Source organism: Nocardioides lacusdianchii, assembly GCF_020102855.1.
Classification (GTDB): Bacteria; Actinomycetota; Actinomycetes; order Propionibacteriales; family Nocardioidaceae; genus Nocardioides; species Nocardioides lacusdianchii.
Window position 1 is genome coordinate 204,426 of sequence record NZ_JADHZD010000003.1, and the last position, 25,344, is coordinate 229,769.

Annotated in this window: 29 protein-coding genes and 1 tRNA gene; 9 read left to right on the forward strand and 21 right to left on the reverse strand. The window is 72.5% G+C overall.

The window, feature by feature from the left end; genetic code table 11:
• The first annotated feature begins 5 nt into the window (after positions 1-5).
• A complete protein-coding gene (locus tag IRX98_RS05595) occupies positions 6-1,355 on the forward strand; it encodes an ABC1 kinase family protein (protein WP_224274603.1) in 1,350 nt (449 codons plus the stop codon).
• A 122-nt stretch (positions 1,356-1,477) separates the two neighbouring features.
• Positions 1,478-1,894 (forward strand): nuclear transport factor 2 family protein, encoded by a 417-nt coding sequence (locus IRX98_RS05600; protein WP_224274606.1) that lies wholly within the window; start codon positions 1,478-1,480, stop codon positions 1,892-1,894.
• Positions 1,895-1,898: 4 nt separating this feature from the next.
• Here IRX98_RS05600 and IRX98_RS05605 read toward each other — a convergent pair whose 3' ends face one another.
• From IRX98_RS05605 to IRX98_RS05615, 3 genes are read right to left on the reverse strand one after another with little or no spacing between them, the layout of a single operon-like run.
• Positions 1,899-3,893, reverse strand: coding sequence for a VWA domain-containing protein (locus IRX98_RS05605; protein WP_224274609.1), 1,995 nt, complete (start codon positions 3,891-3,893; stop codon positions 1,899-1,901).
• On the reverse strand, positions 3,890-4,426 hold the full coding sequence (locus IRX98_RS05610; RefSeq protein ID WP_224274611.1) for a GNAT family N-acetyltransferase: 537 nt from the start codon (positions 4,424-4,426) through the stop codon (positions 3,890-3,892). The genes IRX98_RS05605 and IRX98_RS05610 overlap by 4 nt, the downstream gene beginning before the upstream one ends.
• Entirely contained in the window at positions 4,419-5,837 is a 1,419-nt protein-coding gene (locus tag IRX98_RS05615; protein WP_224274614.1) for a sigma 54-interacting transcriptional regulator, read from the reverse strand. The genes IRX98_RS05610 and IRX98_RS05615 overlap by 8 nt, the downstream gene beginning before the upstream one ends.
• Before the next feature lie 166 nt (positions 5,838-6,003).
• Here IRX98_RS05615 and IRX98_RS05620 point away from each other — a divergent pair, with 166 nt between their 5' ends.
• Positions 6,004-6,447, forward strand: coding sequence for a pyridoxamine 5'-phosphate oxidase family protein (locus tag IRX98_RS05620; protein WP_224274616.1), 444 nt, complete (start codon positions 6,004-6,006; stop codon positions 6,445-6,447).
• 40 nt (positions 6,448-6,487) lie between these two features.
• Entirely contained in the window at positions 6,488-8,059 is a 1,572-nt protein-coding gene (locus IRX98_RS05625; protein ID WP_224274618.1) for a GAF domain-containing sensor histidine kinase, read from the forward strand.
• A gap of 66 nt (positions 8,060-8,125) precedes the next feature.
• Here IRX98_RS05625 and IRX98_RS05630 read toward each other — a convergent pair whose 3' ends face one another.
• The 4 genes from IRX98_RS05630 to abmR form a co-directional block, all read right to left on the reverse strand.
• Positions 8,126-8,713, reverse strand: coding sequence for a hypothetical protein (locus IRX98_RS05630; protein WP_224274621.1), 588 nt, complete (start codon positions 8,711-8,713; stop codon positions 8,126-8,128).
• A gap of 81 nt (positions 8,714-8,794) precedes the next feature.
• The gene (locus tag IRX98_RS05635; RefSeq protein ID WP_372456027.1) at positions 8,795-9,463 is read right to left on the reverse strand and encodes a response regulator; all 669 of its coding nucleotides are present in this window, start codon (positions 9,461-9,463) and stop codon (positions 8,795-8,797) included.
• A gap of 54 nt (positions 9,464-9,517) precedes the next feature.
• Positions 9,518-10,054, reverse strand: a complete 537-nt coding sequence (locus tag IRX98_RS05640; RefSeq protein ID WP_224274626.1) for a mycothiol transferase — start codon at positions 10,052-10,054, stop codon at positions 9,518-9,520.
• 17 nt (positions 10,055-10,071) lie between these two features.
• Positions 10,072-10,611, reverse strand: a complete 540-nt coding sequence (abmR, locus tag IRX98_RS05645; protein ID WP_308044400.1) for an ATP-binding transcription factor AbmR — start codon at positions 10,609-10,611, stop codon at positions 10,072-10,074.
• 49 nt (positions 10,612-10,660) lie between these two features.
• On the opposite strand from abmR, the gene IRX98_RS05650 reads away from it, so the two are divergent.
• Positions 10,661-11,011 carry a YchJ family protein gene (locus IRX98_RS05650; protein WP_224274629.1) on the forward strand — a complete coding sequence of 117 codons (351 nt, stop codon included), beginning with the start codon at positions 10,661-10,663 and terminating at the stop codon, positions 11,009-11,011.
• Here IRX98_RS05650 and IRX98_RS05655 read toward each other — a convergent pair.
• From IRX98_RS05655 to IRX98_RS05675, 5 genes are read right to left on the reverse strand one after another with little or no spacing between them, the layout of a single operon-like run.
• On the reverse strand, positions 11,004-11,633 hold the full coding sequence (locus IRX98_RS05655) for a YigZ family protein (protein WP_224274631.1): 630 nt from the start codon (positions 11,631-11,633) through the stop codon (positions 11,004-11,006). The two genes, IRX98_RS05650 and IRX98_RS05655, sit on opposite strands and share 8 nt — an antisense overlap.
• The gene (locus IRX98_RS05660; protein WP_224274633.1) at positions 11,630-12,643 is read right to left on the reverse strand and encodes a YihY/virulence factor BrkB family protein; all 1,014 of its coding nucleotides are present in this window, start codon (positions 12,641-12,643) and stop codon (positions 11,630-11,632) included. Before IRX98_RS05660 ends, IRX98_RS05655 begins: the two co-directional genes overlap by 4 nt.
• A gap of 35 nt (positions 12,644-12,678) precedes the next feature.
• Positions 12,679-13,458, reverse strand: coding sequence for a TSUP family transporter (locus IRX98_RS05665; RefSeq protein WP_224274636.1), 780 nt, complete (start codon positions 13,456-13,458; stop codon positions 12,679-12,681).
• Position 13,459: 1 nt separating this feature from the next.
• Positions 13,460-13,873 (reverse strand): LptM family lipoprotein, encoded by a 414-nt coding sequence (locus tag IRX98_RS05670; protein WP_224274638.1) that lies wholly within the window; start codon positions 13,871-13,873, stop codon positions 13,460-13,462.
• Positions 13,870-15,291: a cystathionine beta-synthase gene (locus IRX98_RS05675; protein ID WP_224274641.1), complete on the reverse strand. Its 1,422-nt coding sequence runs from the start codon at positions 15,289-15,291 to the stop codon at positions 13,870-13,872. The genes IRX98_RS05670 and IRX98_RS05675 overlap by 4 nt, the downstream gene beginning before the upstream one ends.
• A 62-nt stretch (positions 15,292-15,353) precedes the next feature.
• Here IRX98_RS05675 and IRX98_RS05680 point away from each other — a divergent pair, with 62 nt between their 5' ends.
• Positions 15,354-16,382: an SGNH/GDSL hydrolase family protein gene (locus IRX98_RS05680; protein WP_224274643.1), complete on the forward strand. Its 1,029-nt coding sequence runs from the start codon at positions 15,354-15,356 to the stop codon at positions 16,380-16,382.
• 93 nt (positions 16,383-16,475) lie between these two features.
• Here the strand turns inward: IRX98_RS05680 and IRX98_RS05685 are convergent, their stop codons facing one another.
• Positions 16,476-17,342 carry a Bax inhibitor-1/YccA family protein gene (locus tag IRX98_RS05685; protein ID WP_224274646.1) on the reverse strand — a complete coding sequence of 289 codons (867 nt, stop codon included), beginning with the start codon at positions 17,340-17,342 and terminating at the stop codon, positions 16,476-16,478.
• 209 nt (positions 17,343-17,551) lie between these two features.
• On the opposite strand from IRX98_RS05685, the gene IRX98_RS05690 reads away from it, so the two are divergent.
• The 3 genes from IRX98_RS05690 to IRX98_RS05700 all read left to right on the forward strand — a co-directional run bounded on the left by IRX98_RS05690 (position 17,552) and on the right by IRX98_RS05700 (position 19,501).
• The gene (locus IRX98_RS05690) at positions 17,552-17,914 is read left to right on the forward strand and encodes an SdpI family protein (RefSeq protein WP_224274648.1); all 363 of its coding nucleotides are present in this window, start codon (positions 17,552-17,554) and stop codon (positions 17,912-17,914) included.
• Entirely contained in the window at positions 17,907-18,410 is a 504-nt protein-coding gene (locus IRX98_RS05695; protein ID WP_224274650.1) for a hypothetical protein, read from the forward strand. Before IRX98_RS05690 ends, IRX98_RS05695 begins: the two co-directional genes overlap by 8 nt.
• 194 nt (positions 18,411-18,604) lie before the next feature.
• Entirely contained in the window at positions 18,605-19,501 is an 897-nt protein-coding gene (locus IRX98_RS05700) for an endonuclease/exonuclease/phosphatase family protein (protein ID WP_224274652.1), read from the forward strand.
• A 6-nt stretch (positions 19,502-19,507) separates the two neighbouring features.
• Here IRX98_RS05700 and IRX98_RS05705 read toward each other — a convergent pair whose 3' ends face one another.
• The 8 genes from IRX98_RS05705 to IRX98_RS05740 form a co-directional block, all read right to left on the reverse strand.
• Complete coding sequence (locus IRX98_RS05705) at positions 19,508-20,875, reverse strand: HNH endonuclease (protein ID WP_224274654.1); 1,368 nt, start codon at positions 20,873-20,875, stop codon at positions 19,508-19,510.
• 65 nt (positions 20,876-20,940) lie between these two features.
• Positions 20,941-21,663: a transporter substrate-binding domain-containing protein gene (locus IRX98_RS05710; RefSeq protein ID WP_224274656.1), complete on the reverse strand. Its 723-nt coding sequence runs from the start codon at positions 21,661-21,663 to the stop codon at positions 20,941-20,943.
• Positions 21,664-21,691: 28 nt separating this feature from the next.
• A tRNA-Leu gene (locus tag IRX98_RS05715) sits at positions 21,692-21,765 on the reverse strand.
• 18 nt (positions 21,766-21,783) lie between these two features.
• Positions 21,784-22,341 carry a peptide deformylase gene (gene def / locus IRX98_RS05720; protein ID WP_224274659.1) on the reverse strand — a complete coding sequence of 186 codons (558 nt, stop codon included), beginning with the start codon at positions 22,339-22,341 and terminating at the stop codon, positions 21,784-21,786.
• 9 nt (positions 22,342-22,350) lie between these two features.
• Positions 22,351-22,869, reverse strand: coding sequence for a glycine cleavage system transcriptional repressor (locus tag IRX98_RS23345; RefSeq protein ID WP_224274661.1), 519 nt, complete (start codon positions 22,867-22,869; stop codon positions 22,351-22,353).
• Between the two features lie 4 nt (positions 22,870-22,873).
• The gene (locus IRX98_RS05730; protein WP_224274663.1) at positions 22,874-23,686 is read right to left on the reverse strand and encodes a uracil-DNA glycosylase; all 813 of its coding nucleotides are present in this window, start codon (positions 23,684-23,686) and stop codon (positions 22,874-22,876) included.
• Positions 23,683-24,603: a Ppx/GppA phosphatase family protein gene (locus IRX98_RS05735; RefSeq protein WP_224274665.1), complete on the reverse strand. Its 921-nt coding sequence runs from the start codon at positions 24,601-24,603 to the stop codon at positions 23,683-23,685. The genes IRX98_RS05730 and IRX98_RS05735 overlap by 4 nt, the downstream gene beginning before the upstream one ends.
• A gap of 192 nt (positions 24,604-24,795) precedes the next feature.
• Positions 24,796-25,311 (reverse strand): DUF501 domain-containing protein, encoded by a 516-nt coding sequence (locus tag IRX98_RS05740; protein WP_224274924.1) that lies wholly within the window; start codon positions 25,309-25,311, stop codon positions 24,796-24,798.
• Positions 25,312-25,344: the final 33 nt, after the last annotated feature.

Below are 25,344 nucleotides of genomic sequence, written 5' to 3' on the forward strand. Positions count from 1 at the left end.
GGCCCATGACCGAGCTCCCCCGCAAGGCCGCCGCGCGCACCGCCCGGCTCGCAGCCCTCCCACTGGGCTACGCCGGACGAACGGCGATGGGCTTCGGCAAGCGGCTGGGGGGCAGGTCCGCGGAGTCGGTGCTCACCGAGGTGCAGCAGCGCACGGCCGAGCAGCTCTTCCGCACGCTGGGCGAGCTCAAGGGCGGGGCGATGAAGTTCGGCCAGGCGCTGAGCGTCCTCGAGGCCGCGCTGCCCGAGGACGTCGCCGCCCCCTACCGCGAGCACCTCACCGCGCTCCAGGACTCCGCACCGCCGATGCCGACCGCCACCGTGCGCCAGCAGCTCGCCACCCACCTCGGCGCCGACTGGGCCAAGCGCCTGGTGTGGCTGGACGGCGCACCCACGGCCGCCGCCTCGATCGGCCAGGTCCACCGCGGCCGGTGGCTCGACCACACGACTGGCGAGGAGCGGGAGGTCGCGGTCAAGGTGCAGTACCCCGGCGCCGGCGAGGCGTTGATGAGCGACCTGCGCCAGATCTCCCGGCTCGCGCGCGGCGTCGCCCCCGTCTTCCCCGGGCTCGACATCAAGCCGCTCGTGGCCGAGCTCCAGGCCCGCGCCGCCGACGAGCTCGACTACCACCTCGAGGCGGAGGCGCAGTCGGCGTACGCCGAGGCGTTCGAGGGGCACCCGGACATCTCGGTGCCGCCGGTGGTCGCCGTCGGTGGCGAGGTGCTCGTCACCGAGTGGATGGACTCCGCCTACTCCCTCGCCCACGTCATCCGCGAGGGGACCCAGGAGGAGCGCGACCACTACGGCGAGCTGTTCGTGCGGTTCCTCTTCGAGGGTCCCCGGCTCACCGGGATGCTCCACGCGGACCCGCACCCCGGCAACTTCCGCATCCTGCCCGGGCCCGACGGTGGCCTCGGCCGGCTCGGCGTGCTCGACTTCGGCGCCGTGGCCCGCCTCGAGGACGGCGGCATGCCACCGGCCACGGGCCGCCTGATGCGGATCGCGCTCGACGCCGACGAGGAGTCGCTCGTGGCCGGGCTGCGCGCCGAGGGCTTCATCAAGGAGCGGATCGAGGTCGACGCGCGCCAGGTGATGGACTACCTCGCACCCTTCGTCGAGCCCGCCGCGCAGGAGCGCTTCACCTTCACGAGGGAGTGGATGCGCGAGCAGTTCGAGCGCGTCAACGACCCCCGGTCGGAGGAGTTCACGCTCGCGATGAAGCTCAACCTCCCCACGTCCTACCTCCTCATCCACCGGACCTGGATCGGCGCCATCGGCCTGCTCAGCCAGCTCGGGGCGACCGCGCCCTTCCGCGAGATCCTCGAGGAGTCGCTGCCGGGGTTCGCGGAGGCCTGATCCCCGTAGTCCACCGGCCACGCGGTGATCCCGACCGTTGTGCGGTCACCGTGGTGCGGGAGGCGCACCACGGTGACCGCACAGCCGGTCGCCTGCGCCAGGGGCGTGGCACGATGGCGCGCATGGACCCAGCCACCCCGGCCGAGCAGGCCCTCGCCCGCTGGCACGCCGTCGTCGAGAGCCGCGACCCGGCCGGCCTGCCGGGCCTGATCGCGGAGGACGCGGTCTTCCGCAGCCCGGCGGTCCACACCCCGCAGGTCGGGCGCGAGACCGTCGTCGGCTACCTCACCGCCGCCTTCACCGTCCTCGGCCCGGCGCTGACCTACGAGCGCGAGTGGCTGGGCGAGGACTCGGCCGTGCTGCAGTTCCGCACCGAGGTCGGCGGCCTCGACGTCTCAGGCATCGACATGATCACGTGGGACGCCGCCGGGCAGGTCGTCGACTTCACCGTCATGGTGCGCCCCGCCAAGGCGCTCCAGGCCGTGATCGAGCACATGGGCGCCGAGCTGCTGCGGATGCTCGAGGCCGCGGGCCACTGATCCGCTAGACCCAGAACCCGCGCCCGCCGCCCCAGTCGCCGAAGTGCTCGCGGTACGACGACGCGGGACCGCGCGAGCCGAGGTAGGACCCGACGACCGCGGCGCCGAGGTCGTCGAGCTCGGGACTGACCATGCGGCCGTCGACCCGACGCGCCATCGAGTCGATGAAGCGCGCCAGCCCGGGGTCCTCGCCCAGCCGGAAGAAGGTCACCTGGGCGCCCAGTCGCGCGGCCGCGTCGAGCTCGCGGACCGCGTGCGAGATCGTCAGCGGGTGCGGCGGGTAGGAGAACCACACCTCGCCGTCGGCCTCGAGGTGCGCGGTGGGCTCGCCGTCGGTGACGACCAGCAGCACGGGCTGGGCGTTGGGGTGCTTGCGGAAGAAGCGGTTGGCGAGCAGCAGCCCGTGGTGGAGGTTCGTGCCCTTGTCCCAGCGCGCGTCGAGGCCGGTCAGCTCCTCGATCTCCATCACCTGGGCGTGGCGGCCGAAGGCGATCAGCTGGAGGTCGTCGCCGCGGAAGCGCGAGCGTACGAGCTGGTGCAGGGCGAGCGCGGTGCGCTTCATCGGCACCCACCGCCCGTCCATCGCCATCGAGAAGGACGTGTCGACCAGGAGCGCGACGGCCGCCTGGGTGCGCGCCTCGGTCTCGACGACCTCGATGTCGTCGACCTGGATCCGCACCGGCGAGGAGCCGTGCTGGCGCAGCACCGCGTTGGTGATGGTGCGCGGCACGTCCCACGGCTCGGTGTCGCCGAACTCCCACCGCCGGCTCGCGCCCGACGGCTCGCCGGCGAGCCCGGTCGTACGCGTCTCGCGAGCGCCGGAGCGTCCGCTCATCCGCTCCGCCACGTCGCGCAGCAGCGCCTTGCCGAGCTGGCGCATCGCGCGCGGCGACAGCCGCAGCTCACCGTCGGACCCGCGCTTGAGGTAGCCGCTGTCGCGCAGCGCCCGCTCGAGGTCCTGGAGGGCCTTCGCCGAGACGGCCGCGTCGGCGCCGAGCTGCTGGGCGAGCGCGTCGAGGTCGACGTCGTCGAGCCGCGCGCCGCTGTGCGACTGGGCGAGCTGGTCGGCGAGCGCGTCGAGCTGCGCGAGGTCCTGCAGCGCACCGCTCCCGTCGCCGAGCCCCATGCCCTGCTCTCCCTCGAAGCTCTCCGAGCCCGACCAGTCCTCACCCGGCCGCAGCGCCTGGAGGTTGGCGTCCATCCGCGCGAGCTGCTCCATCAGCTGCGGGGAGCCGAACGCCTGCTGCGAGAGCTCCATGAGCTCCTGGCGCTGCTCGGGCGTCATCGAGTTCATCATCCGCTGGGCCGCGGCCGCGCGCTCGGCGAGGGAGTCGAGCAGCTCGTCCATGTCACGGGGGTTGTCGGGGAAGAAGTCCCCGTGCTTGTCCATGAAGTCACCGAACTCCTCGTCGGTGACGCCCCCGGCGGCGTGCTTCTCGAGCAGGTCGTTGAGGTCGGACAGCATCTCGTTGACGGCCGCACGGTCCTCCTCGGTCGCGCCCTCGAGCGCCTGCTTCATGCCGGCGAAGCGCTGGTCCAGCAGCTCGCGGCCGAGCAGGTCCTTGATCTCCTCGTATGCCTCTCGCGCCTCCGAGGACTGCCAGTCGTACGACGTCAGCTCGCTGACCGCGGCTGCCGTCGACGGCGACAGGTTGTCCAGCGTCATCTCGCGCAGCATGCGGTCGGAGTCGTCCATCGTGGTGTCGCGGGCGAGCTGCCCGCGCTCGGCGAGCACCGCCTTGTCGAGGAGCTCGCGCACCTCGCGCATCGTGCCGTCGAGGTTGTTGCGCTGGAGGATCTCGCGGCGCTTCTCCGCGACCCGGCGGGCGAGCTCGTCGAGGCCCGCCTGGTCGCTGCTGCCGCGGCGCAGGAACTCGCGCATCGCGTGCTCGGGCGAGTAGCCGGCCATCACGTCCTGGCCGATCGCGTCCAGTGCCTCGGCGAGGTCGACGGGCGGGGCGAGCGGGTCGCCGCCGTCGTACTTCGTGAAGCGACTCATCGCTCGGTCCGCCCCAGGCTCTTGCGGAGCCAGACGTCGTCGGGCCAGCGGCCGTCGCTGACCCGCTCGACCTCGACGAACCCGCGCGCAAGGTAGAAGTCGTACGCCTGGTCGTTGCCGTCGACGACCTCGAGCCACAGCTCGTCGCCCTCGACGAGCGCCTCGACCTCGGCGAGCAGCCGGCTGCCGATGCCGAGGCCCTGGTGGTCGGGGTGGACGTAGAGCTTCCACATCACCTCGCGGTCGCCGGTGACGTGCGGGAACTCCCGGTAGGACCTCGCCAGGCGGCCCAGGTTGGCGAGCGCGACGACCTGCCCGTCGCGCTCGGCGACGAGGTGGGTGTTGCGCTCCAGGGACTTCTCGAAGACCTCGGGGATCCACCACTCGTCGAGCATCCGCTGGGCGTACGCAGCGTCGATGGGCCCGTAGGTCACCGGCACCACCGCCTCGCCGAGCGCGCGGAAGGCCGGGATGTCCGCGGCCGTGCCGGGACGCAGCCGGACGGCCGACCCTGCAACGGCCGAGTCACCCATAGACGGTCTCCCCGGCCTCGGTGTCCTTGCCGATCCTGCGGGCCAGGTAGAGCCCCTCGAGGGCGAGCTCCAGGGCGGCGGCGCGCTCGCCGTCGTTGGTGGCGCCCAGTCGGTCGCACACCTCGTCGTAGAGCTCCGACTCCCCCAGCACCGGCAGGCCGGCAAGGAAGTCGCGGGCGCCGACCCTGGCACCCGTGCTGACCATGGCGCCGGCCTCGATGGCGTCGACGAGCAGGCGCAGGTCGATGCCGGCGAGGTGCGCGCGGACGGTCTCCGCGACGGCGGTGCGCAGCAGGTGAGTGAGGATCTCGGTCTCGCGACCCTCCTCGCCGGTCTCGAACTCGATCTTGCCGCCGAGCACGTCGACCGCGGTCTCGAGGTCGACCACGCGGGCCACCGCCTCGTCCTCGCCCTGGGTGGTGGCGCGGTGCAGCGCCGCCGCCGCGATGGTCTCCGCACCGGCGATGGCGAACCGCGCGCTCACGCCCGAGCGCTGGTCGACGGCCTGCGACTCGCGCAGCTTGCGGGTGAAGCGGGCCAGCACCTCGAGCAGGTAGGCCGGCACCTCGGCGACGAGGTCGGCCTCCTGCCGCACGACGGCGATCTCTTCGGTGATCTCGCGGGGGTAGTGCGTGCGGATCTCCGCACCGAACCGGTCCTTGAGCGGGGTGATGATGCGCCCGCGGTTGGTGTAGTCCTCCGGGTTGGCGCTGGCCACCACGAGCACGTCGAGCGGCAGCCGCAGGACGTAGCCGCGGATCTGGATGTCGCGCTCCTCCATCACGTTGAGCATCGCGACCTGGATCCGCTCGGCGAGGTCGGGCAGCTCGTTGATCGCGACGATCCCGCGGTGGCTGCGCGGGATGAGGCCGAAGTGGATGGTCTCCGGGTCGCCGAGGTGGCGCCCCTCCGCGACCTTCATCGGGTCCACGTCGCCGATCAGGTCGGCGACCGAGGTGTCCGGCGTCGCGAGCTTCTCGGCGTACCTCTCGTCGCGGTGGCGCCACGAGACGCGCAGGTCGTCGCCGTAGGTCGCCACGGCCTGCTGCGAGGTCACCGAGATCGGGTCGTAGGGGTGCTCGCCGAGCTCGGAGCCGGAGATCACCGGGCTCCACTCGTCGAGCAGGCCGACCAGCGAGCGCAGCAGCCGGGTCTTGCCCTGGCCGCGCTCGCCGAGCAGCACGATGTCGTGCCCGGCGAGCAGCGCGCGCTCGACCTGCGGGATCACCGAGTCGGCGAAGCCGTGCAGCCCCGGCCACGGGTCCTCGCCGGCGCGCAGGCGCGCGAGGAGGTTGTCACGGATCTCCTGGCGCAGCGGCTTGAGCTCGTGGCCGCTCGCGCGGAGCTCGCCGAGGGTGCTGGCTGCGGGAGGCTGCGTCTGGTGGCTCGGGGTCTGCTGCAGGTCGGTCACGTCCTCCACGCTAGACCGGCGGGTCAACGTCGAGCGCGCTCGAAGCAGGCGGGACCGAGCGGCCGGCGGCCCAGTGACTGACTCCGGCCCCTCCCCCTCGGGACCTTCGACCCTGCCCGGTGTCCCGGGTCCGGGCAAGGCTGGAGGTCCAGCTGAAGGAGGCACGATGACCACCACGACCCTTGACCTCTCCCGGGAGGACTGTGCGCGTCTGCTCACCGCCGGCGTCGCCGGCCGGGTGGCCATGGTCACGCCGACCGGTCCGCACATCGTCCCGGTGAACTACGCCGTCGACGGCGAGTCGATCCTGCTGCGCACCAGCGCCTACAGCCTGCTGGGGACCTACGGCCGCGACGCGCTGCTGTGCTTCGAGGTCGACCAGTTCGACTACGAGCTCAAGCGCGGCTGGAGCGTCGTGGTGCGCGGGCGGGCGTCGTTCGTCGACGACCAGGACGAGCTCGCCGAGATCGCCCGCACCTGGCAGCCCCGGCCGTGGGCGTCGGGCCAGCGCCACCTCGTCGTACGCATCCCGTGGACCGAGGTCACCGGGCGCCAGCTCGGCGGCGGCTGGGACCCCTGGGAGCACCTGCCCGTACGCCGTTTCGCCTGAGCGCTGACACCACGCGCCCGCGGAGGACAGACTGGGGTCCGTGACGCCTTCCCAGACCCCCGACCTCGGAGCCGACGGACGCCTGCTGCTGGAGGCAGTCACGGCGATCTCCAGCGACCTCGACCTCGCGAGCGTGCTGACCCGCATCGTCGAGGCCGCCACGGCGCTGACCGGGGCGCGCTACGGAGCTCTCGGCGTGCTCGGCAGCACCGGCGAGCTGGTCGAGTTCGTCACCACCGGCCTCGACGAGCGGACCCGCGCGCTGATCGGCGACCTGCCGCGCGGGCGCGGCATCCTGGGCGTCATCATCGACGACCCGTCCGGGCTGCGCCTGGCCGACCTGTCGGCGCACCCCTCCTCGGTCGGCTTCCCGCCGAACCATCCGCCGATGACGTCCTTCCTCGGCATGCCGGTGCGCATCCGCGGCACCGTCTTCGGCAACCTCTACCTCACCGAGAAGGCCGGCGACGGCCCGTTCACCGCGGCCGACGAGCGCCTCGTGGAGGAGCTGGCCCGCACCGCCGGCTACGTCATCAGCAACGCCCGCTCGTTCGCGCTGAGCGAGCGTCGCCGCCAGTGGCTCGAGGCGTCCGCCGAGCTGTCCGAGCTGCTCCAGCCGCCGGTGGACCTGCCCACCGCCCTCGACCAGATCGTGTCCACGGCACGCCAGGTCTCGCACGCTCGCGCGGTCGCCCTGTGGTCCTCGCGTGGCCCGGAGCACGACACCGTGAGCGTGGCCCCGGACGCCAATCCCGACCGGGTGGACGAGCTGCTCGCCCGCGTCCGGCTGGACGCCACCCCGGAGGCGGGCGGGCCGGTGCACACCAGCACCGTCGACGGCGTTCCCGTGGTGGTCGTGCCGCTGCGCTCCCACCTCGCGCCGGTGACCGCGCTGGTCGCGGTGACCAAACACGGTGCCGGCCTGCTCGACGTGCAGGACCGCGACCTCTTCGCCGGCTTCGCCGACCAGGTCGCGCTGTCCCTCGACCGCACCCAGGCGCTGGCCGACCGGCAGGAGCTGGCCCTGATCTCCGACCGCGAGCGGATCGCCCGCGACCTGCACGACGTCGTCATCCAGCGGCTCTTCGCGACCGGCCTCCAGCTCCAGGGCGTCGCTGCGATGGCCGGTGACGGCGCCGTCACCGAGCGGCTGGACAGCTCCGTGGCCGAGCTGGACGACACGATCAAGGCGATCCGCGGCACGATCTTCGAGCTGCAGGACCGCCGCGGCGACTCGCTGCGCGCGTCGGTGCGCCGCCTGGTCAAGGAGTACGTCCCGGTGCTGGGGTTCGCGCCGGCCGTGCGCACCTCCGGACCGGTCGACACCGTCGTGCCGCCCGCGGTCGGGACGCAGCTGCTCGCGGTGCTGCGCGAGGCGGTCTCCAACGTGGCCCGGCACGCACTGGCCGACAGCGCGCAGGTGGACGTCTCGGTGACCTCCGACCAGCTCGAGCTGCGGGTCGCCGACGACGGCGTCGGGCTGCCCGACGACCTCACCGAGAGCGGGCTGCGCAACGCACGCCGCCGAGCCGCCGACCTCGACGGCACGCTGGAGATCTCCCGGCTGGGCGATCGCGGGACCGTGCTGGTCTGGCGCGTCCCGCTGGGCTGAGCCGGACCTCCGGACATGCCGAAGGGCCCGGCGCCGGGGAGGCGCCGGGCCCCTGGGGGCCTGGTGTCAGCGCAGGACGGGGTGGTTCTCGACCACCTCGGTGCGGTTCCACCAGTGACCCAGCCCCCACGTGGTGCCGGCCGCGCCGAGCGCGAGCACCGCCATCACGATGATGCCGACGAGGTGATCGTCGACGACCGGGTTGTTCTCCAGCGGGAGCGCGGCGGCGTACATGAAGGCGTACATGAGCGCGCCTGCCGCGGTGCCGATCCGCATGGCCACACCGAGGAGGAGGGTGACGCCGATGCCGAGCAGGCCGAGCATGAACAGCCAGTCGACCACGGCGCTGCCGGCGAGGCCGTTGAAGAAGCCCTTGAACGGGTTGTTCTCCGGGATGGCGAAGCTGAGGAATCCCTCGGTGGGGCTCGCCCCGTTGATCCAGGCTGCGTCGCCGAACCGGTCGAGGTTGCCCTCCTGGTCGTAGCCGGTGTGGAAGCCCAGCGCGAAGGTCTTGTCGAGGAAGGCCCACAGGAAGGTGATCCCGAAGGCGATCCGCAGGGTGGCCAGGGCCCGGTCGAACCAGGTGCTCTGGTCGTGGTGGGCCGGAACCTGAACTGCATCGGTCTCGTCGCTGCGACGGTGGATGACGCTCATCGTCATCCCCTCCTTCTGTGGTGTGTTTTCTGGGTCACCACCAGAGTCGCGTGAGGAGCAGGCGCGCAGCAGGGTCTCCGGTCACCGTCCGGAGGGACCTTGGTCCCCCAGCAGCTTGGAGGCCAGCACGGCGGCCTGGGTGCGCCGCTCGAGGCCGAGCTTGGCCAGGATGCTGGAGACGTAGTTCTTGACCGTCTTCTCGGCGAGGAACATCTTCTCGGCGATCTGCCGGTTGGTCAGGCCCTCGGCGATGTGGCCGAGCAGGATCCGCTCCTGGTCGGTCAGCGAGGACAGCTCGTCGGGCGTGCTCGGCCCACTGCGGATCCGCTCGAGGACGGTCGCGGTCATCGCCGGGTCGATGAGCGACTTCCCCGACGCCACGTGGCGCACCGCGGTGACCAGGTCGGAGCTGCGGATCTCCTTGAGGACGTAGCCGGAGGCGCCGGCCATGATCGCGGCGAAGAGCGCCTCGTCGTCGTCGTACGAGGTGAGGATGAGGGCGTTGATCGTGGGGTCGACGGCCCGCACCGCGCGGCACACCTCGATGCCCGAGCCGTCGGGCAGGCGGGCGTCGAGGACCGCCACGTGGGGCCGGAGCGCGGGGATCCGCGCGGTGGCCTCGAGGGCGCTGGCGGACTCACCGACCACCTCGATGTCGTCCTGCTGCTCGAGCAGGAACCTCAGCCCCTGGCGTACGACGTCGTGGTCGTCGAGGAGGTAGACGCGGATCGTTTCGGCCATGCGGCACATTCCACCAGACAAGCCGTCCGTGGTGGGAGAGATCGGGGCAGCAGACCTGACGGCTCAGACGTCCGTCGCGCCGTCGATCGACTGCCGGACCAGGTCGGCGTGACCGGCGTGACGGGCGTACTCCTCGAGCATGTGCACCAGGACCCACCGCACGGTCGCGGTGTCGCCCTTCGCCGGGTCGCGCGGACGTGCGACCGGCCGGTCCAGGTCCGGGTCGGCGGCCAGCGCGGCGTCGAGGCACGCGTCCGAGCGCACGATCGCGGCGGCGAGCAGCGCGTCGAGCTCGGCGTGGGCCTCACCCGACGCGCTGTGCCAGTCCCAGTCGGGGTCGTCGTCCCACGGCGCGGTGTCCCACGGAGGGGCCGGCTCGCGGCCGGCGAGGTTGTAGGAGAACCAGTAGTCCTCGACGAAGGCGAGGTGCTTGAGCATGCCGCCGAGCGTGAGGTCGCTCGGCGCGAGCGACTGGTCGAGCTGGGCGTCGCTCAGGCCGGCGGCCTGGAGCCGGATCGTCGCGCGGTAGTGGTCGAGGAAGCCGCGCAGCATCCCCACCTCGTCGGCACTGTAGGGCGGTGCGGGCCGCTCGATCGTCATGGCCCGAACCTAGTGCGTCAGAGCACCGGCCCCTCGCCGCGGAGCTTGTCGACCTCGGCCATCGCGTCCCGGAGCTGTCCCAGCCACTCGTCGGCGTGCTCCCCCACCAGACGGACCGACCACGCGAGCGCGTCGGACCGCGACCGCGCGACCCCGGCGTCGACCAGGGTGTCGAGCACCCGACGCTCGGGCTGGCGCAGCCGCGTCATCACCGGCGCTGCCACGTGGGTGAAGAGCACCTCGGTGTCGCCGAGCCGCACCCCCCACGAGACCTTGCGCTGGTAGCGCTCCTGCGCCTCCAGCGCGACCTCGATCCGCTCGGCGCGGGTCTCGGAGCGGAACCGGCTGATCCGGCCCTCCGCCTCGGCGCCGCTCACGTCGTCGGCGGCGAGCGTGCCCACCACCAGGATCTCCTCGCGGTCGACGGTGACGTCGACCGCGCTGAACCATGCCTCGGGCAGGCGCCCGTGGAACCACTCGGACGCACTGCTCGCGTCGGGCAGGTCGGCGACCTGCCACCCGCCGCGGCGACCGCGGCGGCTCTCGTCTGTCTTCATGCTTACATGATTACATCGCAACACAAACGACGTCGATAGGCTCACCTCCGTGCCGACCACCCCCTGCCCGTGCGGCACCGGCGAGGCGTACGACGCCTGCTGCGGACCGCTGCTGGCCAACACCGTGCAGGCGACCTGCCCGGAGCAGCTGATGCGCTCGCGCTACACCGCCAACGTCCGCGGCGACGCCGACCACCTCTTCCGGACCTGGCACCCGCGCACCCGTCCCGACGACGTCGCGCCCGACCCGGCGATCCGCTGGACCGGTCTCCGGGTCCTCGCCGCGGAGGGCGACACGGTCGAGTTCGTGGCGTCCTGGGACGGCGGCTCGATGCACGAGGTGAGCCGGTTCGAGCAGCGCGCCGGACGGTGGGTCTACGTCGACGGCGACGTCACGTAGACAGGTCGACCCAGCGCTCGCCCACGGCCTCGGGCGCCGATGCGCCGCCGGTGGCGGCGGCGACCAGCTCCGCCACGCGGTCCACCTCGTCGGCGGGTGCGGCGAGCAGCAGCCGGACCCGGGCGTCGTACGTCGTCGCGAGCACCGTCACGCCCCGCGACCGCAGCTCGCCCTCCACGCGTCCGGCATCGGCGTGGTCGAGGTCCAGCGCGAGCTCGGTGAGCAGTGCGCGTCGCAGCGTGCCCGCCTCGGCCAGCGCGGCGCGTACGGCGTCCCCGTAGGCCCGCACCAGGCCGCCGGCGCCGAGCAGCGTCCCTCCGAACCACCGGGTGACCACCGCCGCGACGTCGGTGACCCCGGCGCCGCGGAGCACGTCCAGCATCGGCGCGCCGGCCGTCCCGGCCGGCTCGCCGTCGTCGGAGGAGCGTTGGAGGGCACCGTCCGGGCCGAGCACGAAGGCCGAGCAGTGGTGCCGGGCGTCCCAGTGCTCGCGCCGCAGCGACGCCACGAGCGCACGAGCCTCGTCCTCGTCGGCGACGCGGCGCAGCGTGCACAGGAAGCGCGAGCCGCGGTCCTCCACCTCGCCGGTGGCGTCGCGGGCGACGGTGAGATAGCTCGTCACGCCGGCTTGTCGGACGCCTCGTCGGGCTCCCGCTCGGCCGGCCCCGGCTCCCAGCGCACCACCACCTTCTCGAAGCCCTTGTGCCGCTGCATGCGGGCATAGAGGGCGTACGCCTCACGGTCGGCGTCGGTGAGCTGCACGTTGTCGGTGAAGGGCGTGAGCAGGGCTCGTGGCCACAGCCGCCGCGCGAGGACCACGTTGACCTCGGTCGAGAGCACCGCCATGACCGCGCCGATCCAGAGGAAGCCGATGAGGCCCAGGACCAGCCCGAAGGTGCTGGTCATCGACGAGGTGTTGACCAGCACCCGGTCGACGTAGGCGGCGCCGCCGAGCTGGAGCAGCTGCCACAGCACGGCGAGGGTGAAGCCGCCGGGCGCGGCACGCCAGAACGAGTGCTGGCCGGTCGCGGCGAAGCGGAACAGGTAGGTCAGCCCGGTGCCGACGACCAGGACCGTGATCACCGGGAGCACCCCCTTGATGCCGTCGCCGATGACCTCGGTGAACACGTCGGTGGTGCTGGCGATGGTGGAGACGATCGTGACGGCGAGCAGTGACAGGCCTGCGGTCAGGAGCAGCAACAGCGTCTTCACCCGGGCGTAGAAGGGGTTGGGGCGACTGTTGCGCGGGACGGACCACGCCACGTGCTGGGTGTTCTGCAGCGCCTGGCCGAGCCCCAGCGCGCCGTAGAGGGCGGCGAGGCCACCGACCGCGACACCGGCGAACGATCCCTGGAGGCCCTCGGGTCGGCCGAGCTCGTCACCGATGATCGGGAACTGGGCGAGCGCGGAGTCGAGGATCGACTCCTGCCAGTTGGGCTCTCCGCGCAGGATGATGCCGAGGATCGACGTGCCGAGCAGCATCAGCGGGAAGATCGCGATGAAGGCGTAGTAGGTGAGCGCCGCCGCGAGGTAGGGGCCCTGGTCGTCGAAGTACTTGTAGATCACCGCGAGGGGAAAGCCCAGGACGGGGTGGCGGCGCTGGAACGCGTCGACTGACTCCACGGCTCCCACGGGGGGAGGCTACCGCCTGGGTGAGCGGCGCCTGCTCACCACCAGCCGAGCAGCTGCCCGCCGAGTCGGACCACGAAGCCGGTGACGACGACGAGGAAGAACGCGCGGACGAACTTCGCGCCGCGCGCCATCGCCAGCCGGGCCCCGAGGTAGCCGCCGGCGATGTTGGCCGCGGCCATCGGCAGGGCCAGCTGCCAGATGACCGCGCCCTGCGGCACGAAGACGATGAGCGCGGCCAGGTTGGTCGCCCAGTTGGCGAGCTTGGCCTTGGCCGAGGCCTCGAGGAAGTTGTAGCCGAGCAGCCCGACGAGGGCGAAGACGAGGAACGAGCCGGTGCCGGGCCCGATGGCGCCGTCGTAGAAGCCGATCGTCAGGCCGGTGAGCAGGACCGCGGTCAGGTGCTGGCCGCCGGCGAACCGCAGGCTGGTGAGCTCACCGACGCTGGGGCGGAACCAGACGTAGCCGCCGACGAGCACCAGCACGACCAGGATGATCGGGTCGAAGGCACTGCGCGGCAGCAGCGATGCCACCAGGGCGCCACCCGCCGAGCCGACGAACGCCGCACCCATCAGCGGCAGGAACGTCCGTGGGTCGGGGCGGATGCGCCGGACGTACGTCGCCGCGCTGATCGACGTGCCGCAGAAGGACGCGAGCTTGTTGGTGGCCGCGATCTGGACGACCGAGGCCCCGGGCAGGCCGACGAGCAGGGCGGGCAGCTGGACCAGCCCGCCACCGCCGACGACGGCGTCGACGAAGCCAGCCACCAGGGCCGCGAGGACCAGGAAGCCGATGACCTCGCCCGAGAGGTCCCCCACGTCAGCGCACGAGCTCCTGGACGACCACCGCGTCGTAGTCCTCGGGCATGACGGCGCTCAGGCCCGGGCAGAGGAACTGCTGGGACTGGTCGGTGACCATGCTCGCGGCCGAGCAGCTGAGCGTCGCGACGGGCTCGCCATCGGTGGAGAACACCATCTCGAAGATGGCGGTGCGCTCCTCCTCGAGGGTGTTGGTGATCGTGCCCTTGACCTCGGGGGTGGTCACCTCCTCCATGTTGACCGCGCGGTCGATCCCGTTGATCTCCCAGCCGTCGTCGACGGTGAAGCCGTTCCACTCGAAGGCCTCGCCGACCTCGACCTCGACCGGGTCGGTGCTGGTGTTCACGTCGTCGCCGCAGGCCGCGAGGGCGCCGAGGCACGTCAGGGCGAGCAGCACCCGCGTCAGGCGCTTCACGACGCCGCCACGAAGGTGAGGAGGTCCTGGCGGGTGAGCACCCCGATGGGCTTGCCGTCCTCGTGGACCAGGACCGCGTCGGCCTTCTCCAGCAGGGAGACGGCGTCGGCGGCCGACTCGCTCGAGCCGACGGTCGGCAGGGGCGCGGACATGTGGTCCTCCACCTGGTCGGTCATCTTGGCGGTGCCGGTGAACAGTGCGTCGAGCAGCGTCCGCTCGGACACCGACCCGGCGACCTCGGCGGCCACGATCGGCGGCTCGGCCCGCACCACGGGCATCTGGGAGACGCCGTACTCCTGCAGGATGTGGACAGCCTCGGCGATGGTCTCGCCGGGGTGCGTGTGCACCAGGTCGGGCAGCTGGCCGGACTTGCCGCGCAGCACCTCGCCGACCGTGCGCGAGTCGTCGCCGGAGCCGGTCGCGAAGCCGTACTGGGCGAGCCACTCGTCGTTGAAGATCTTGGTGAGGTAGCCGCGGCCCGAGTCGGGCAGGAGCACCACGATGACCGCGGACTCGCCCTCCGGCGTGCCGGCGAGCTCCTGCGCCACCTGGCGGGCCGCCCAGGCAGCCATGCCGCACGAGCCGCCCACGAGCAGCGCCTCCTCACGGGCCAGGCGGCGGGTGAAGGCGAAGGAGTCGGCGTCGGAGACCTCGATGACGCGGTCGGCGACCCCGCGGTCGTAGGTGTCGGGCCAGAAGTCCTCGCCGACGCCCTCGACGAGGTAGGGGCGACCGGTGCCGCCGGAGTAGACCGAGCCGGCCGGGTCGGCGCCGATCACCTGGACGTCCCTCCCGACGAGAGCGGCCTGCTCCTTGAGGTAGCGACCGACACCGCTGATCGTGCCGCCGGTGCCCATGCCGCACACGAAGTGCGTGATGCGTCCCTCGGTCTGCGCCCAGATCTCCGGACCGGTGGTCTCGTAGTGCGAGCGCGGGTTGTGGGGGTTGGAGTACTGGTCCGGCTTCCAGGCGCCGGGCGCGGAGGCGAGCCGGTCGCTGACGTTGTAGTAGGAGTCCGGGTGCTCCGGCGCGACGGCGGTCGGGCAGACCACGACCTCGGCGCCGTAGGCCTTGAGCACGTTGCGCTTGTCGACGCTGACCTTGTCGGGGCAGACGAAGACGCACTTGTAGCCCTTCTGCTGCGCCACCATCGCCAGGCCGACACCGGTGTTGCCGGAGGTGGGCTCGACGATCGTGCCGCCGGGCTGGAGCGCGCCCGAGGCCTCGGCCGCCTCGATCATCCGCGTGGCGATGCGGTCCTTCACCGACCCGCCGGGGTTCAGGTACTCGACCTTGGCGAGCACCAGCGGGCCTGCCTCGGCGGTCGTGTCACCCCCCTCTGCGAGGTCGAGGGTGCGGCTGAGCCGGACCAGCGGGGTGTTGCCGATGAGGTCGAGGACGGAGTTCGCGTACTGCACCCGGTCAGGCTACCCATCCACCGCTCCGGAGCGCGCAACGACGCTTGCGTAGCATCGTGGTCGTGGGGGCAACTGGAGCAGCACGCAAGCTGGCGTCGGCCGCCGCCCTGGGCGGGGGCGGACTGTCCGTGCTCGGGGCCGGGCTCTACGGCGTCCTGGTCGCCGAGGCGAGGTTCGCGCGCAAGGTCATCGGCGTGATCGGCGACGGCCCGCCGCCCGACGCGACCGGCTGGTACGGCCGCGGACGCCCCGGCCCGGCCATCCGGATCGCCCTGCTGGGCGACTCCAGCGCTGCGGGCTACGGCGTCGAGCGGGTCGAGGAGACCCCGGGCGCCCACCTCGCCAGCGGCATCGCCGCCCAGGCCCACCGACGGGTGCACCTGCGCTCCTTCGCCGTCGTCGGTGCCATGTCGAGCGCGCTGGCCGACCAGGTCGACACCGCGATCGCGACCCACCCCGACCTCGCCGTCGTGCTCATCGGGGCCAACGACGTCACCCACACCGTGCTGCCGTCGGCATCGGTGCGCCACCTCGCCGAGGGCGTACGCCGCCTGCGCGAGGAGGGCATCCACGTCGTGGTCGGCACCTGCCCCGACCTCGGCACCATCCGCCCGATCCCGCCGCCGCTCAAGCAGGTGGCGCGGGAGTGGTCGCGTCGGTTGGCGGCTGCGCAGACGATCACCGTCGTCGAGAACGGCGGTCGCACGGTCTCCCTCGGCGACGTCCTCGGCCCGGAGTTCGAGGCCGCCCCTGCCGTGCTCTTCGGACCGGACCGCTTCCACCCCTCGGCCGACGGCTACGAGCAGCTCGCCTCCGTGCTGGTCCCCTCCTGCCTCGCGGCCCTCGACCTGCTGCCCGAGGACGAGGCCCAGCCCGAGCCGCTGCGTCGCGAGGGCATCCTGCCCGTGGCGGCTGCAGCCGTGCGCGCCGCGCGTACGCCCGGCACCGAGGTCGACGGCACCGAGGTCGGCGGCAACCAGCGCGGCCTGCGCGGACGCTGGGTCGAGCTGCGCCACCGCCGTCGTCGCCCCTCCACGGACGCGGAGTCCCCGGGCGAGCACGAGGACGAAGCCGTCCAGCAGGACGCCTGAGGTCCGCCCCCTGCTGAAATGCCGCCGGCCCGCCCGAGAGGACTCGGGCGGGCCGGCGGATCAGGCAGGTAGATCAGCGGGGCCGATCAGTGATCAGTCGCCACCGCGGATGATCGCGAGGATGCGGAGCAGGTTGGTGTAGATCCACACCAGGCTGACCGTGAGGCCGAAGGCCGCACGCCACGACTCGCGCTCCGGGAGACCGGCGGCAACGCCGTTCTCGACGAAGTCGAAGTCGAGGATCAGCATGAAGACACCGAGCACGAGGCCGGCGAGAGCGAAGACGAAGCCGAGGCCGCCCATGCCGTAGAGGCCCGTGTTGATGCCGAAGAAGCTGAGCACCAGCGACAGCAGGCCGAGACCCACCATGCCGAACATGCCGGCCACGACGCCACGTCGGAACTTGTCTCCGACCTTGATGTTGAGGAACTTGTAGGCAGCGAGCGTGCCGGCGAAGGCACCGAACGTGCCAATGACCGCGCTGGTCACGACACCGTCGAACTGAGCCTCGAAGACCTTGCTGATCGCACCGAGGGCCACGCCCTCCGCAGCGGCGAACGCCAGCACGAGGGCCGGGCTGATCATCTTCTTGAACGAGTTGACCAGTGACAGGATGAACGCGCCGCCTGCGCCAAGGCCCGCCAGCGTCAGGGCACGAGACGCGGCAGCGTTGGCCTCGGCGTCAGTGCCGGTGAAGTCGCCGATCCACCACCACGTGATGATGGCGGTCGCGAAGACAAGCCCGACCGAGATGGCGGTCTTCTGGATGACCGAGTCGATGCTCATCCGGCCCTGGTCGACCTGGCCGGGCGTGCCGGTGCCCCAGGTGGCGGGGTCGTTCGAGGTCTCGCCGTAGCCGGGGTAGGCGGCGCCCCCACCGGCGTACGTCTGGTTGCCGTAGGCGTTCGAGGAGCGGTTGAACTCCTCGGAACGGTTGAAAATGGGATTGCTGCTCTTCATGGTCTCTCCTTGGAGGCCGCCCCTGTGTGTCCGGGGCTCCGACGCCGTCATGGTGACGGCACCTGTCGCGTCACACCACTCTAGCCGGGGTGACACCAGTTCAAACGTGCACCGCGGGCCCGCTGTTCCCGCCACAGGAACTTCTCAGGTCGGGGGCTCCTGCTGCGAGACTGGACGCGGTACGCCGACGGACTGAGGGGGACGGGGCGATGGTGCTGGCACTGGTCGGTGCGTGGGGACTGGTCACGGTCGCCGCGGCGATGTGGTTCGTCGCGCGGGTCGGCGAGCGGGGCGACCTGCCCCGCAACGGCCTCGTCGGGATCCGTACGTCCACCACGCGCGCCTCGGACCGCGCCTGGGCTGCCGGCCATCGCGCCGCGGCCGGGCCGGCGCGCACGTTGGCCCGCGTGGTCGTCGGACTCGCCGTCGCGCTCGCGGTCTCCGCGCTGCTGCCCCAGGGCGAGCAGCCGCACCCGGTCACCGTCGGGCTCTTCGCCCTCGGCTACTCCGCGGTGCTGCTCGGCGCCCTCCTCGTGACGCGTACGGCGAGCCGGGCTGCGCGGGATGCCTGAGAGCGCACCCCCGCTCCCCCGGTCGATCTGGGTGGTCGCGTGGGCTTCGCTGGCCGGTCAGGCGCTGCTGGTGCTCCGGAACGGAGGCCGCGTCGACGACGACGTGTCGCAGGTCGTGTCGATGGTCCTAGGCGCGCTCCTCGTCGGCTACGTGTCCGCCGGCGTGGTCCGGGCCCGCCGTATCCGGATCGTCCTTGCGTGGGTCGTGCTGACGCTGGGCTTCGTCGGTGGTCTCGCCGAGGTGATCTGGGCGCACGACCCGGGCGGGCTGGTCCATGCCGTGCTCATGCTCGCAGCCAGTGTGGCGTCCCTCCTCGGGCTCGCGACGTTCCGACGCAGTGACTGGTACGCCTGGCAGCGGACGCGGCCCGCCGCCCGCGAGGGGGCCCCCATCGGCCAGCTGGTCGCGATCGGCGTGCTCGTAGGAGCGTTGGGTGGCTACGTCGGACTGGGCGACGGTGGAGTCAGCATGCGCGTCAACGTGGACGTCGGCTGACTCCGCGCATTCCCGAGGGTGCCACCTCCCCTCGTTGAGGGGTCGGCAGCTCCTGGAAGAGGATGCGAGGTCGACCGCGTGATCCGGCGAAGCTCGGTGACGCCGTGGACGCTGCCCCGACCAGAACGCGAAGCGTGAGAAGGCGTTCACGTCATGCTCACCGCCGACTCACCGGCAGCTCCCAGCCTGAGGCCATGAGCATCCATGGGAGAACCGGCGCCGTCGCGACCGCGGCGCGTACGGCTGCGCTGCTGTTCCTGGCCACCTCGGCTGTTGCCGTGGTGATGGTCCCTACCGCTGCACCGGGTGCGGCGCTGCCCCAGTCAGCCACGAGCGAAGCCACGGCGGCTGGACCTGTCCGTCCGCCCTTCAAGGTGGCGACCTTCAACGTCCTGTTCGCCTCGCACACCGACGGGCGCCACCCTCGGCGCGCCGCGTTCGCACACTCGACGGTGCGCACCGAACGAGCCGTGAAGCTGTTCCGCAGGAGCGGCATCGACGTCGCCGGCCTCCAGGAGCTCCAGCGTCCGGCGCGCCGGACGTTCCGGCGCCTGGCACCCGATTTCGGCATCTTCGCTGCCGGCACCAGGTCGGTCGTCTGGCGCAAGGATGACTTCGCGTTCGTCGACGCACACACGATCCGGACCCGCACCTACCGTGGTCGGCTGGCCAGGACTCCGGTCGTCACGCTGCGCCAACGCGCCACCGGGCAACACGTCGTCGTCATGTCAGTACACAACCCGGCCGACACACGAGGCCCCGCCGGAGCGTTCCGCGACGAAGCCACCCGGCAACAGCTGGCCGAGGCGTTGCGCCACCGCCGCACCGCCGACCCTGTACCCCTCCTCGTCCTCGGTGACATGAATGCAAGGGCCAAGTTCGTCTGCCCCTTCACCGCATCCGGCGAGATGCACGCGGCAGCCGGTGGTACCCACGTCAACGGCTCCTGCGAGGTGCCGTCGTTCAAGAAGGGCATCGACTGGATCATGGGCTCGACCGACGTCGTCTTCTCCAGGTTCAGGGACGACTACGACACGCGGCGCGCGACCGACCACCCCCTGATCACTGCAGTGGCCCGGATCGCCCGCTGAACCCCGTCAGCAAGCTAGCGTGAAGTTGCTGGCGAGCTGGCGCTCGGCCGGTGAGTAGTCGGGGGCTCCCTCAGGCCCGCCCGGGAGGGGTGGCGAGGTCGACCGGATGATCCGGAGGTGCTCGGTGACGCCGTGGACCTCGTGCCGGGCACCAGGCGACGCGGCCGGCACCCAGGAGGTCCAGCCGGGGGTCTCCTTGACGTAGTTGCAGCGCTCGCAGAGCCCCTGCCCGTTGACGGCACTGGTGCGCCCGTCGTCGGCGGCGCGCTGGACGTGGTCGAGGTGGCGGATGGGTGCGTCGCAGCCGGGCGTGCGGCAGCTGCCACCGTCGCGCAGTCGCAGGAGCTCGGCGAGGAGCCCGTCGAAGCGACGGCTGGAGGACTCCATCGCGACCAGCGACCGATCGTCGGGAGCGGCGAAGAGCCGTCGGAGCGTGGCCTTGGCGGCGGCGCTCGCACGGCGTACGAGATCGGTGCACAGCGCGGCGGGCAGGAATCCCTCTCCCGGGATCAGGCCGGGCTCGGTGCCGGTGCCGAGGAGCGACTCGACGCCGACGACGAGGTTGACCTGCACGTGCGGGGGCTCCACGGACGGGTCGAGGCCGGTGACCCGCGCGGCGAGGACGTCGGCGCGGACCTGTCCGCCAGTCCGTGGGTCGCCCTCGGCCCGAGCCGTCGCGGCGGCGTCGTCGAGGCTCGCGCGGACGCCCGCGAGGACCTCGAGGGGAAGGGTGGCGACGAGCTGGCCGGTGCCGTCGTCGAGGCGCCGCGTCGTGACCCTGCGGTCGGCGCGTGCCCGACGGTGGCGGCGGGCCTCGGCGTCGGCGGCGGTGGTCAGGCACGAGCGGCGAACAGCCTCGCGCAGCCGGTGGTCGCCGAGCCCGGGGAGCCGGGGCTCGAGGTCGCAGTCCACCACGCGGCGCTCGTCAGGATCGAGGTGGGCGACCTCGCGGGCGACAGCGAACGCACGGTCCTCGGTGAGCTCGCCGCGAGCCAGCGCTGCGAGGGTCAGCGGCAGGTCATCACGCAGACGCCGCGAGATCAGGATCCGCTGCTCCCCGGCCCACGGGCTGGCGAGCGTCGCGAGCGCGACCTCGGAACCGATCGACATCGCGCGCGGGGGCGTACGCCTGCCGCTCGTCGGGACGTGCTCCGCGTCGGCCACGTCGGCGAAGGCGGCGGTCAACGCCACCTGGGAGGCAGCGGCCGCGGCCTTGATCCGCTCCAGGGCCTCGAGCTGGTCGAGGAGGTCGGCGGGATGGCCGGAGGGGACGAGGGACGCAAGGAGGTCGGCGAGGTCGTGCAGGTCGGGGGCCCGCCACGCATCTCCCACTCGCTCTGCTTCCACCGCTGCCTCCTTCCCGTCATCGATCATGCGTTCGATCCTAGGGACGGGGTCCGACAACGGTGCCGGGGGCGAGGCGACCCTGTTGATGCGCCTCAGGCAGGCGGAGCGACCGCGGCGTCACCCTGACCCGACCGCGCCAACGAGGACGACACGAACCCGCCCGCCTTGAGCTCCTCGACGGTCGCACGCAGGAAGTCCACCGTCTCGGGACGGCGGGACCGGGTGGTGCCCACCGCCTGCCGGATCTCCATGAAGCGCTCGTCGACCAGGCGAATGCCCGAGCGCTCCTGCACGAAGGCGGTGAGGGGCTGCCGGATGCCGGCCGCGACGTCCAGGCCCTCGTCGAGGAACACGGTCGTGCCCTCCTGGCCCCGCACGATCTCGGCGTGCTGGAGGGTGCGGGTGAGGTAGAGGTCGTACGCCGAGCCGCGCTTGACGCCGATGCGCACGCCCGGACGGTCGACGTCGGCCGGCGCCTGCACGGGAGAGCCCTCGGGGACCGCGAAGACACCTTCGATCACGACGTACGGAGGAGTGAACGCCACCTCGGCCTCGCGGGCGGGCTCGATCGCGAGGAAGCAGATGTCGGCGTCGCCGGCGACCATCGCCTCGAAGGAGCGGCGAGCCGCGTCGAAGCAGGAGAGCTCGACCGGCAAGCCCAGCCGCCGCCCGATCTCGCGCGCGAGGTCGACCGTGACGCCCGACGGGTCGGCGGCCGTGCCCTGCGCCAGCACCGGGTTACCCAGGTTGATCGAGGCGCGGAGCACGCCCGTCGGGGCGAGGTCGGGGGCGATGTCCTGCGTCGTGGCGGCCATTCCAGCGACCCTAGTCGGGCCCATCCTGTGCCCCGGCTGGGGTTCGAACCCAGACTGCGCGGTTTTTAAGACCGCTTCCTCTACCGGTTGGGATACCGGGGCTGGCCTCCGGGCGACGCCCTAGAGGTAGGTCTTGCGAGCGTAGACCGCGTGCGCCCCGGCCGCGCGGTCGAGGAAGAGCAGGCCGTCGCAGTGGTCGATCTCGTGCTGGAGCGCTCGCGCCTCGAAGGCCTCCGCCTCGAGCTCGACCTCCTCGCCGGTGCCGGGCAGCTGGCCGCGTACGACGATGCGGCTGGGGCGCTTGACGTCGCCGGTGAAGTCCGGGACGGACATGCAGCCCTCGCGGGCCTTCTCGTTGCGGCTGCCCGAGACGACCTCGGCGTTGCAGAGCACGAAGGTGCCGTGGTGCTCGCGTGTCTTCGGGTGCTCGGAGACGTCGACGCAGAAGACCTTCACGCCCACCCCGACCTGCGGTGCGGCGAGGCCGACGCAGCCCGGCGAGACCCGCATCGTGGCGACGAGGTCGGCGGCGAGCTGCACGACCTCGGGGGCGGTGGGGTCGACGCGCTCGCCGACGGTGGACAGCACGGGCGCGGGTGCACGGACGACCTCGCGGAGCTCACCGGGCACGTCGAGCTCGGCCTCGGTCCAGTCGCGGACCCGGGGGTTGGTGGTCATCGGTGCGGCTCAGAGCTCGTCGGTCTCGGCGGCGCGCAGCGTCACGCCGACGCCGAGGTCCGCAGCGACCGTCGCGAGGTCGCGCTCCACGGCGGAGGCGTCCGCGCCCGCCGGCAGGTCGACCTCGGCGACGAGGAGGTAGAGGTCCCCGGCGAGGCGCGTGGTGAGGTCGGTGATGTTGCCACCGACGCCGGCGATCACCGCGACGACCGCGGAGACGATGCCGGGCCGGTCGCCACCGTGGACGGACAGGATCCACGACGTGCCGTCGGCGCTCGCGGCCTCCTCTGCAGGCACCTCGCGCACGGTCACCGTGAGGCTGCCGTCGGCGGTCAGGGGCGCGAGGGCGGACTCGATCGCCTCGTCTCCGGCCTCGCCCGCACAGATCAGCGTCATCGCGAAGTGGCCGCGCAGCAGCGTCATCGTCGAGTCCTCGAGGTTGAGGCCGAGGCCGGCGAGCCTGTCGGTGGTCTCGGCGATGATGCCGGGACGGTCGTGGCCGAGGACGGTGATGGCGTGGAGGGTCACGCGGTCATTCTGTCAGCGCCCGCGCCCGCTCGAAGACCTCGTCCGTCATCTCGCGGGTGAGGCGTCCGGTGTAGGTGTTGTGCGGGGAGGGGTGGTAGCAGCCGACGAGGGTCACCGCGCCCAGCACGACCTCGGCCCCGTGCCCGAACTTCGGCCGCCGCTCCGGCGCGGGGGCGCCTGCCGCGACCAATGAGCGGACGGCTCCGTCCCAGCCGAAGGAGCCGAGCGCGACGACCGCGCGCACGCTCGGCAGCAGCGCCAGCTCGGCGGCGATCCAGGGGGCGCAGGTGTCGCGCTCGATCGCGGTCGGCTTGTTCTCGGGCGGGGCGCAGCGCACGGTCGCGATCATCCGGGCGTCCAGGAGGCGCTGGCCGTCGCCGGCGTGCTCGCTCGTGGGCTGGCTCGCCCAGCCGGTGCGGTGCAGGCTGGCGAAGAGCCAGTCGGCGCTCGGATCACCGGTGAAGATGCGGCCGGTCCGGTTGCCGCCGTTGGCGGCGGGCGCGAGGCCGACGATCAGGAGCGACGGGTCGGGGTCGCCCCAGCCCGGGATCGGCCGGCCCCAGTAGGGCTGGTCGGCGAACGACGCCCGCTTGGCGACGGCCACGTCCTCGCGCCACTGCACGAGCCGCGGGCAGGCCGCGCACACGCTCACCCGCGCGTCGAGCTCACCGAGGTCGTCGGTGCGCGCGAGACGGCGTACGTCGTCGGCGTCGCGCGCGACCGGGGTGCGGGGCCGCGCCGGGTCGTCGGGCCAGCCGGTGCCGGGCGAGACGGGACTGCCGAACTCCTCCCCCGTGACCGGGTGCGGGAGCGTCATCGGCCGATGGCCGCGGCCATGCCGTGCAGGATGTCAGCCTCGGAGACCAGGTGCTCCGGCACCGGCACCCGCGCCAGGATGCGGCTCCAGATCAGTGCCCCGGCGCCGATCACGTCGGCGCGGCCGGGGTGCATGAAGGGAAGTGCGCGGCGCTCCTCGACCGTCATCGCCAGCAGGCGGTCGACGTGGGCCATCGTGCGGTCGTTGGACAGCACCGCGCCGTCGAAGGCGTCGCGGTCGTAGGAGCCGAGGGCGAGGACACCGCAGGCGATCGTCTTGATGGTGCCGGAGGTGCCGATGGCGGTGCGGGTGCGCCCGAGGTCGACGCCGCAGTCGTCGAGGTGGCGGTCGATGTCGGCGACGCAGGCGGCGACCTCGGCCCGGGTGGGCGGGTCGCTGTGCAGGTGGCGCTCGTGGAGCCGGACCGACCCGATGTCCATCGAGACGGACTGCCGCGCGCTCCCCTCCCCCAGCACCAGCTCGGTCGAGCCGCCGCCGATGTCGACCACCAGCACCGGCTCGGCCGGCGTCGGGTCCTGCGCGGCGATGGCCCCGGCGAAGACCAGTGCGGCCTCCTCGTCGCCCGACAGCACCTCGGGCTCGACGCCGAGGCGACGGCGTACGCCCTCGCGGAAGACGTCGGCGTTGCTCGCGTCGCGGCTCGCCGACGTGGCGCAGAAACGCACCCGGGCGGGATCCACGCCGTGCTCGCGGATCACCGCGGCGAACTCGTCGACCGCGGCGAACGTGCGCTCGAGCGCCTCGTCGGCCAGCACGCCGGTCCGGTCGACGTCCTGCCCGAGGCGTACGACGCGGGAGTCGCGCAGCACCACGTCGAGCGTGCCGTCGGCGCGCACGTGGCCGATCAACACCTTGATCGAGTTGGTCCCGCAGTCGATGGCCGCGACGGTGCTCATGCGCCCATTGTGCCGACCGGGCACTTCGTGGCGCACAGAAGGCTCGACCGGGCACTTTCTTGCGCTGGAGGGCACGCCCCGACGAAACGAAGTGCCCGGTCAGCGCCTGGCAGCGAAACGAAGTGCCCGGTCAGCGCCCCGCAGCGCGACGAAGTGCCCGGTCAGCGCCTGGCAGCGCGACGAAGTGCCCGGTCAGCGCGGGGAGGAGTCCGGGCGCTCGACACATGGCCCGGACGACCACCACTCGCCGAGGGCGTCGAGCACCTCGTCGCCGAGCGGGTTCACGCCGCGGCCCATGGCCAGCGACTGGCCGGCCAGGACGTGGAGGCACTTGACCCGGTCGGGCATGCCGCCGGCGGAGATGCCCTCGATCTCGGGGACGTCGAGGCCAGCGCGCTCGCCGACCTCGGCGCGGAACTCGAGGTAGCGCTCGTGCGCGGCACGATAGGCCGCTGCGAGCTCCTCGTCGGCGCCGAGGCGCTCCTCCATCTCCTTCATCACGTGCGACCCCTCGAGCGTGCCGATGCGCGAGGCTGCGCGCGGGCAGGTGAGGTAGAAGGTGGTGGGGAACGGCGTGCCGTCGGGCAGGCGCGGCTCGGTGGTGACGACGTCGGGGTTGCCGCAGGGGCAACGGTGGCCGACCGCGTCGATGCCGCGGGGCCGACGCTTGAGCTGGGCCTGGATGGCCGCCTCGTCGTCGGCGTCGATGCGGGGGTTGTCGCGGTGGACCACGCCCGGCTC

Bases quoted from the DNA above. Each gene is read 5' to 3' on its own strand.
- IRX98_RS05705 (WP_224274654.1), bottom strand. From the start codon at position 20,875: ATGATCGATGACGGGAAGGAGGCAGCGGTGGAAGCAGAGCGAGTGGGA.
- IRX98_RS05640 (WP_224274626.1), bottom strand. From the start codon at position 10,054: ATGACGATCGAGCGGCCCGCACCGCCCTACAGTGCCGACGAGGTGGGG.
- IRX98_RS05735 (WP_224274665.1), bottom strand. From the start codon at position 24,603: ATGAGCACCGTCGCGGCCATCGACTGCGGGACCAACTCGATCAAGGTG.
- IRX98_RS05690 (WP_224274648.1), top strand. From the start codon at position 17,552: ATGGTGCTGGCACTGGTCGGTGCGTGGGGACTGGTCACGGTCGCCGCG.
- IRX98_RS05700 (WP_224274652.1), top strand. From the start codon at position 18,605: ATGAGCATCCATGGGAGAACCGGCGCCGTCGCGACCGCGGCGCGTACG.
- IRX98_RS05710 (WP_224274656.1), bottom strand. From the start codon at position 21,663: ATGGCCGCCACGACGCAGGACATCGCCCCCGACCTCGCCCCGACGGGC.
- abmR (WP_308044400.1), bottom strand. From the start codon at position 10,611: ATGAAGACAGACGAGAGCCGCCGCGGTCGCCGCGGCGGGTGGCAGGTC.
- IRX98_RS05685 (WP_224274646.1), bottom strand. From the start codon at position 17,342: ATGAAGAGCAGCAATCCCATTTTCAACCGTTCCGAGGAGTTCAACCGC.
- IRX98_RS05695 (WP_224274650.1), top strand. From the start codon at position 17,907: ATGCCTGAGAGCGCACCCCCGCTCCCCCGGTCGATCTGGGTGGTCGCG.
- IRX98_RS05595 (WP_224274603.1), top strand. From the start codon at position 6: ATGACCGAGCTCCCCCGCAAGGCCGCCGCGCGCACCGCCCGGCTCGCA.
- IRX98_RS05630 (WP_224274621.1), bottom strand. From the start codon at position 8,713: ATGAGCGTCATCCACCGTCGCAGCGACGAGACCGATGCAGTTCAGGTT.
- def (WP_224274659.1), bottom strand. From the start codon at position 22,341: ATGACCACCAACCCCCGGGTCCGCGACTGGACCGAGGCCGAGCTCGAC.
- IRX98_RS05600 (WP_224274606.1), top strand. From the start codon at position 1,478: ATGGACCCAGCCACCCCGGCCGAGCAGGCCCTCGCCCGCTGGCACGCC.
- IRX98_RS05635 (WP_372456027.1), bottom strand. From the start codon at position 9,463: ATGTGCCGCATGGCCGAAACGATCCGCGTCTACCTCCTCGACGACCAC.
- IRX98_RS05605 (WP_224274609.1), bottom strand. From the start codon at position 3,893: ATGAGTCGCTTCACGAAGTACGACGGCGGCGACCCGCTCGCCCCGCCC.
- IRX98_RS05610 (WP_224274611.1), bottom strand. From the start codon at position 4,426: ATGGGTGACTCGGCCGTTGCAGGGTCGGCCGTCCGGCTGCGTCCCGGC.
- IRX98_RS05620 (WP_224274616.1), top strand. From the start codon at position 6,004: ATGACCACCACGACCCTTGACCTCTCCCGGGAGGACTGTGCGCGTCTG.
- IRX98_RS05730 (WP_224274663.1), bottom strand. From the start codon at position 23,686: ATGACGCTCCCGCACCCGGTCACGGGGGAGGAGTTCGGCAGTCCCGTC.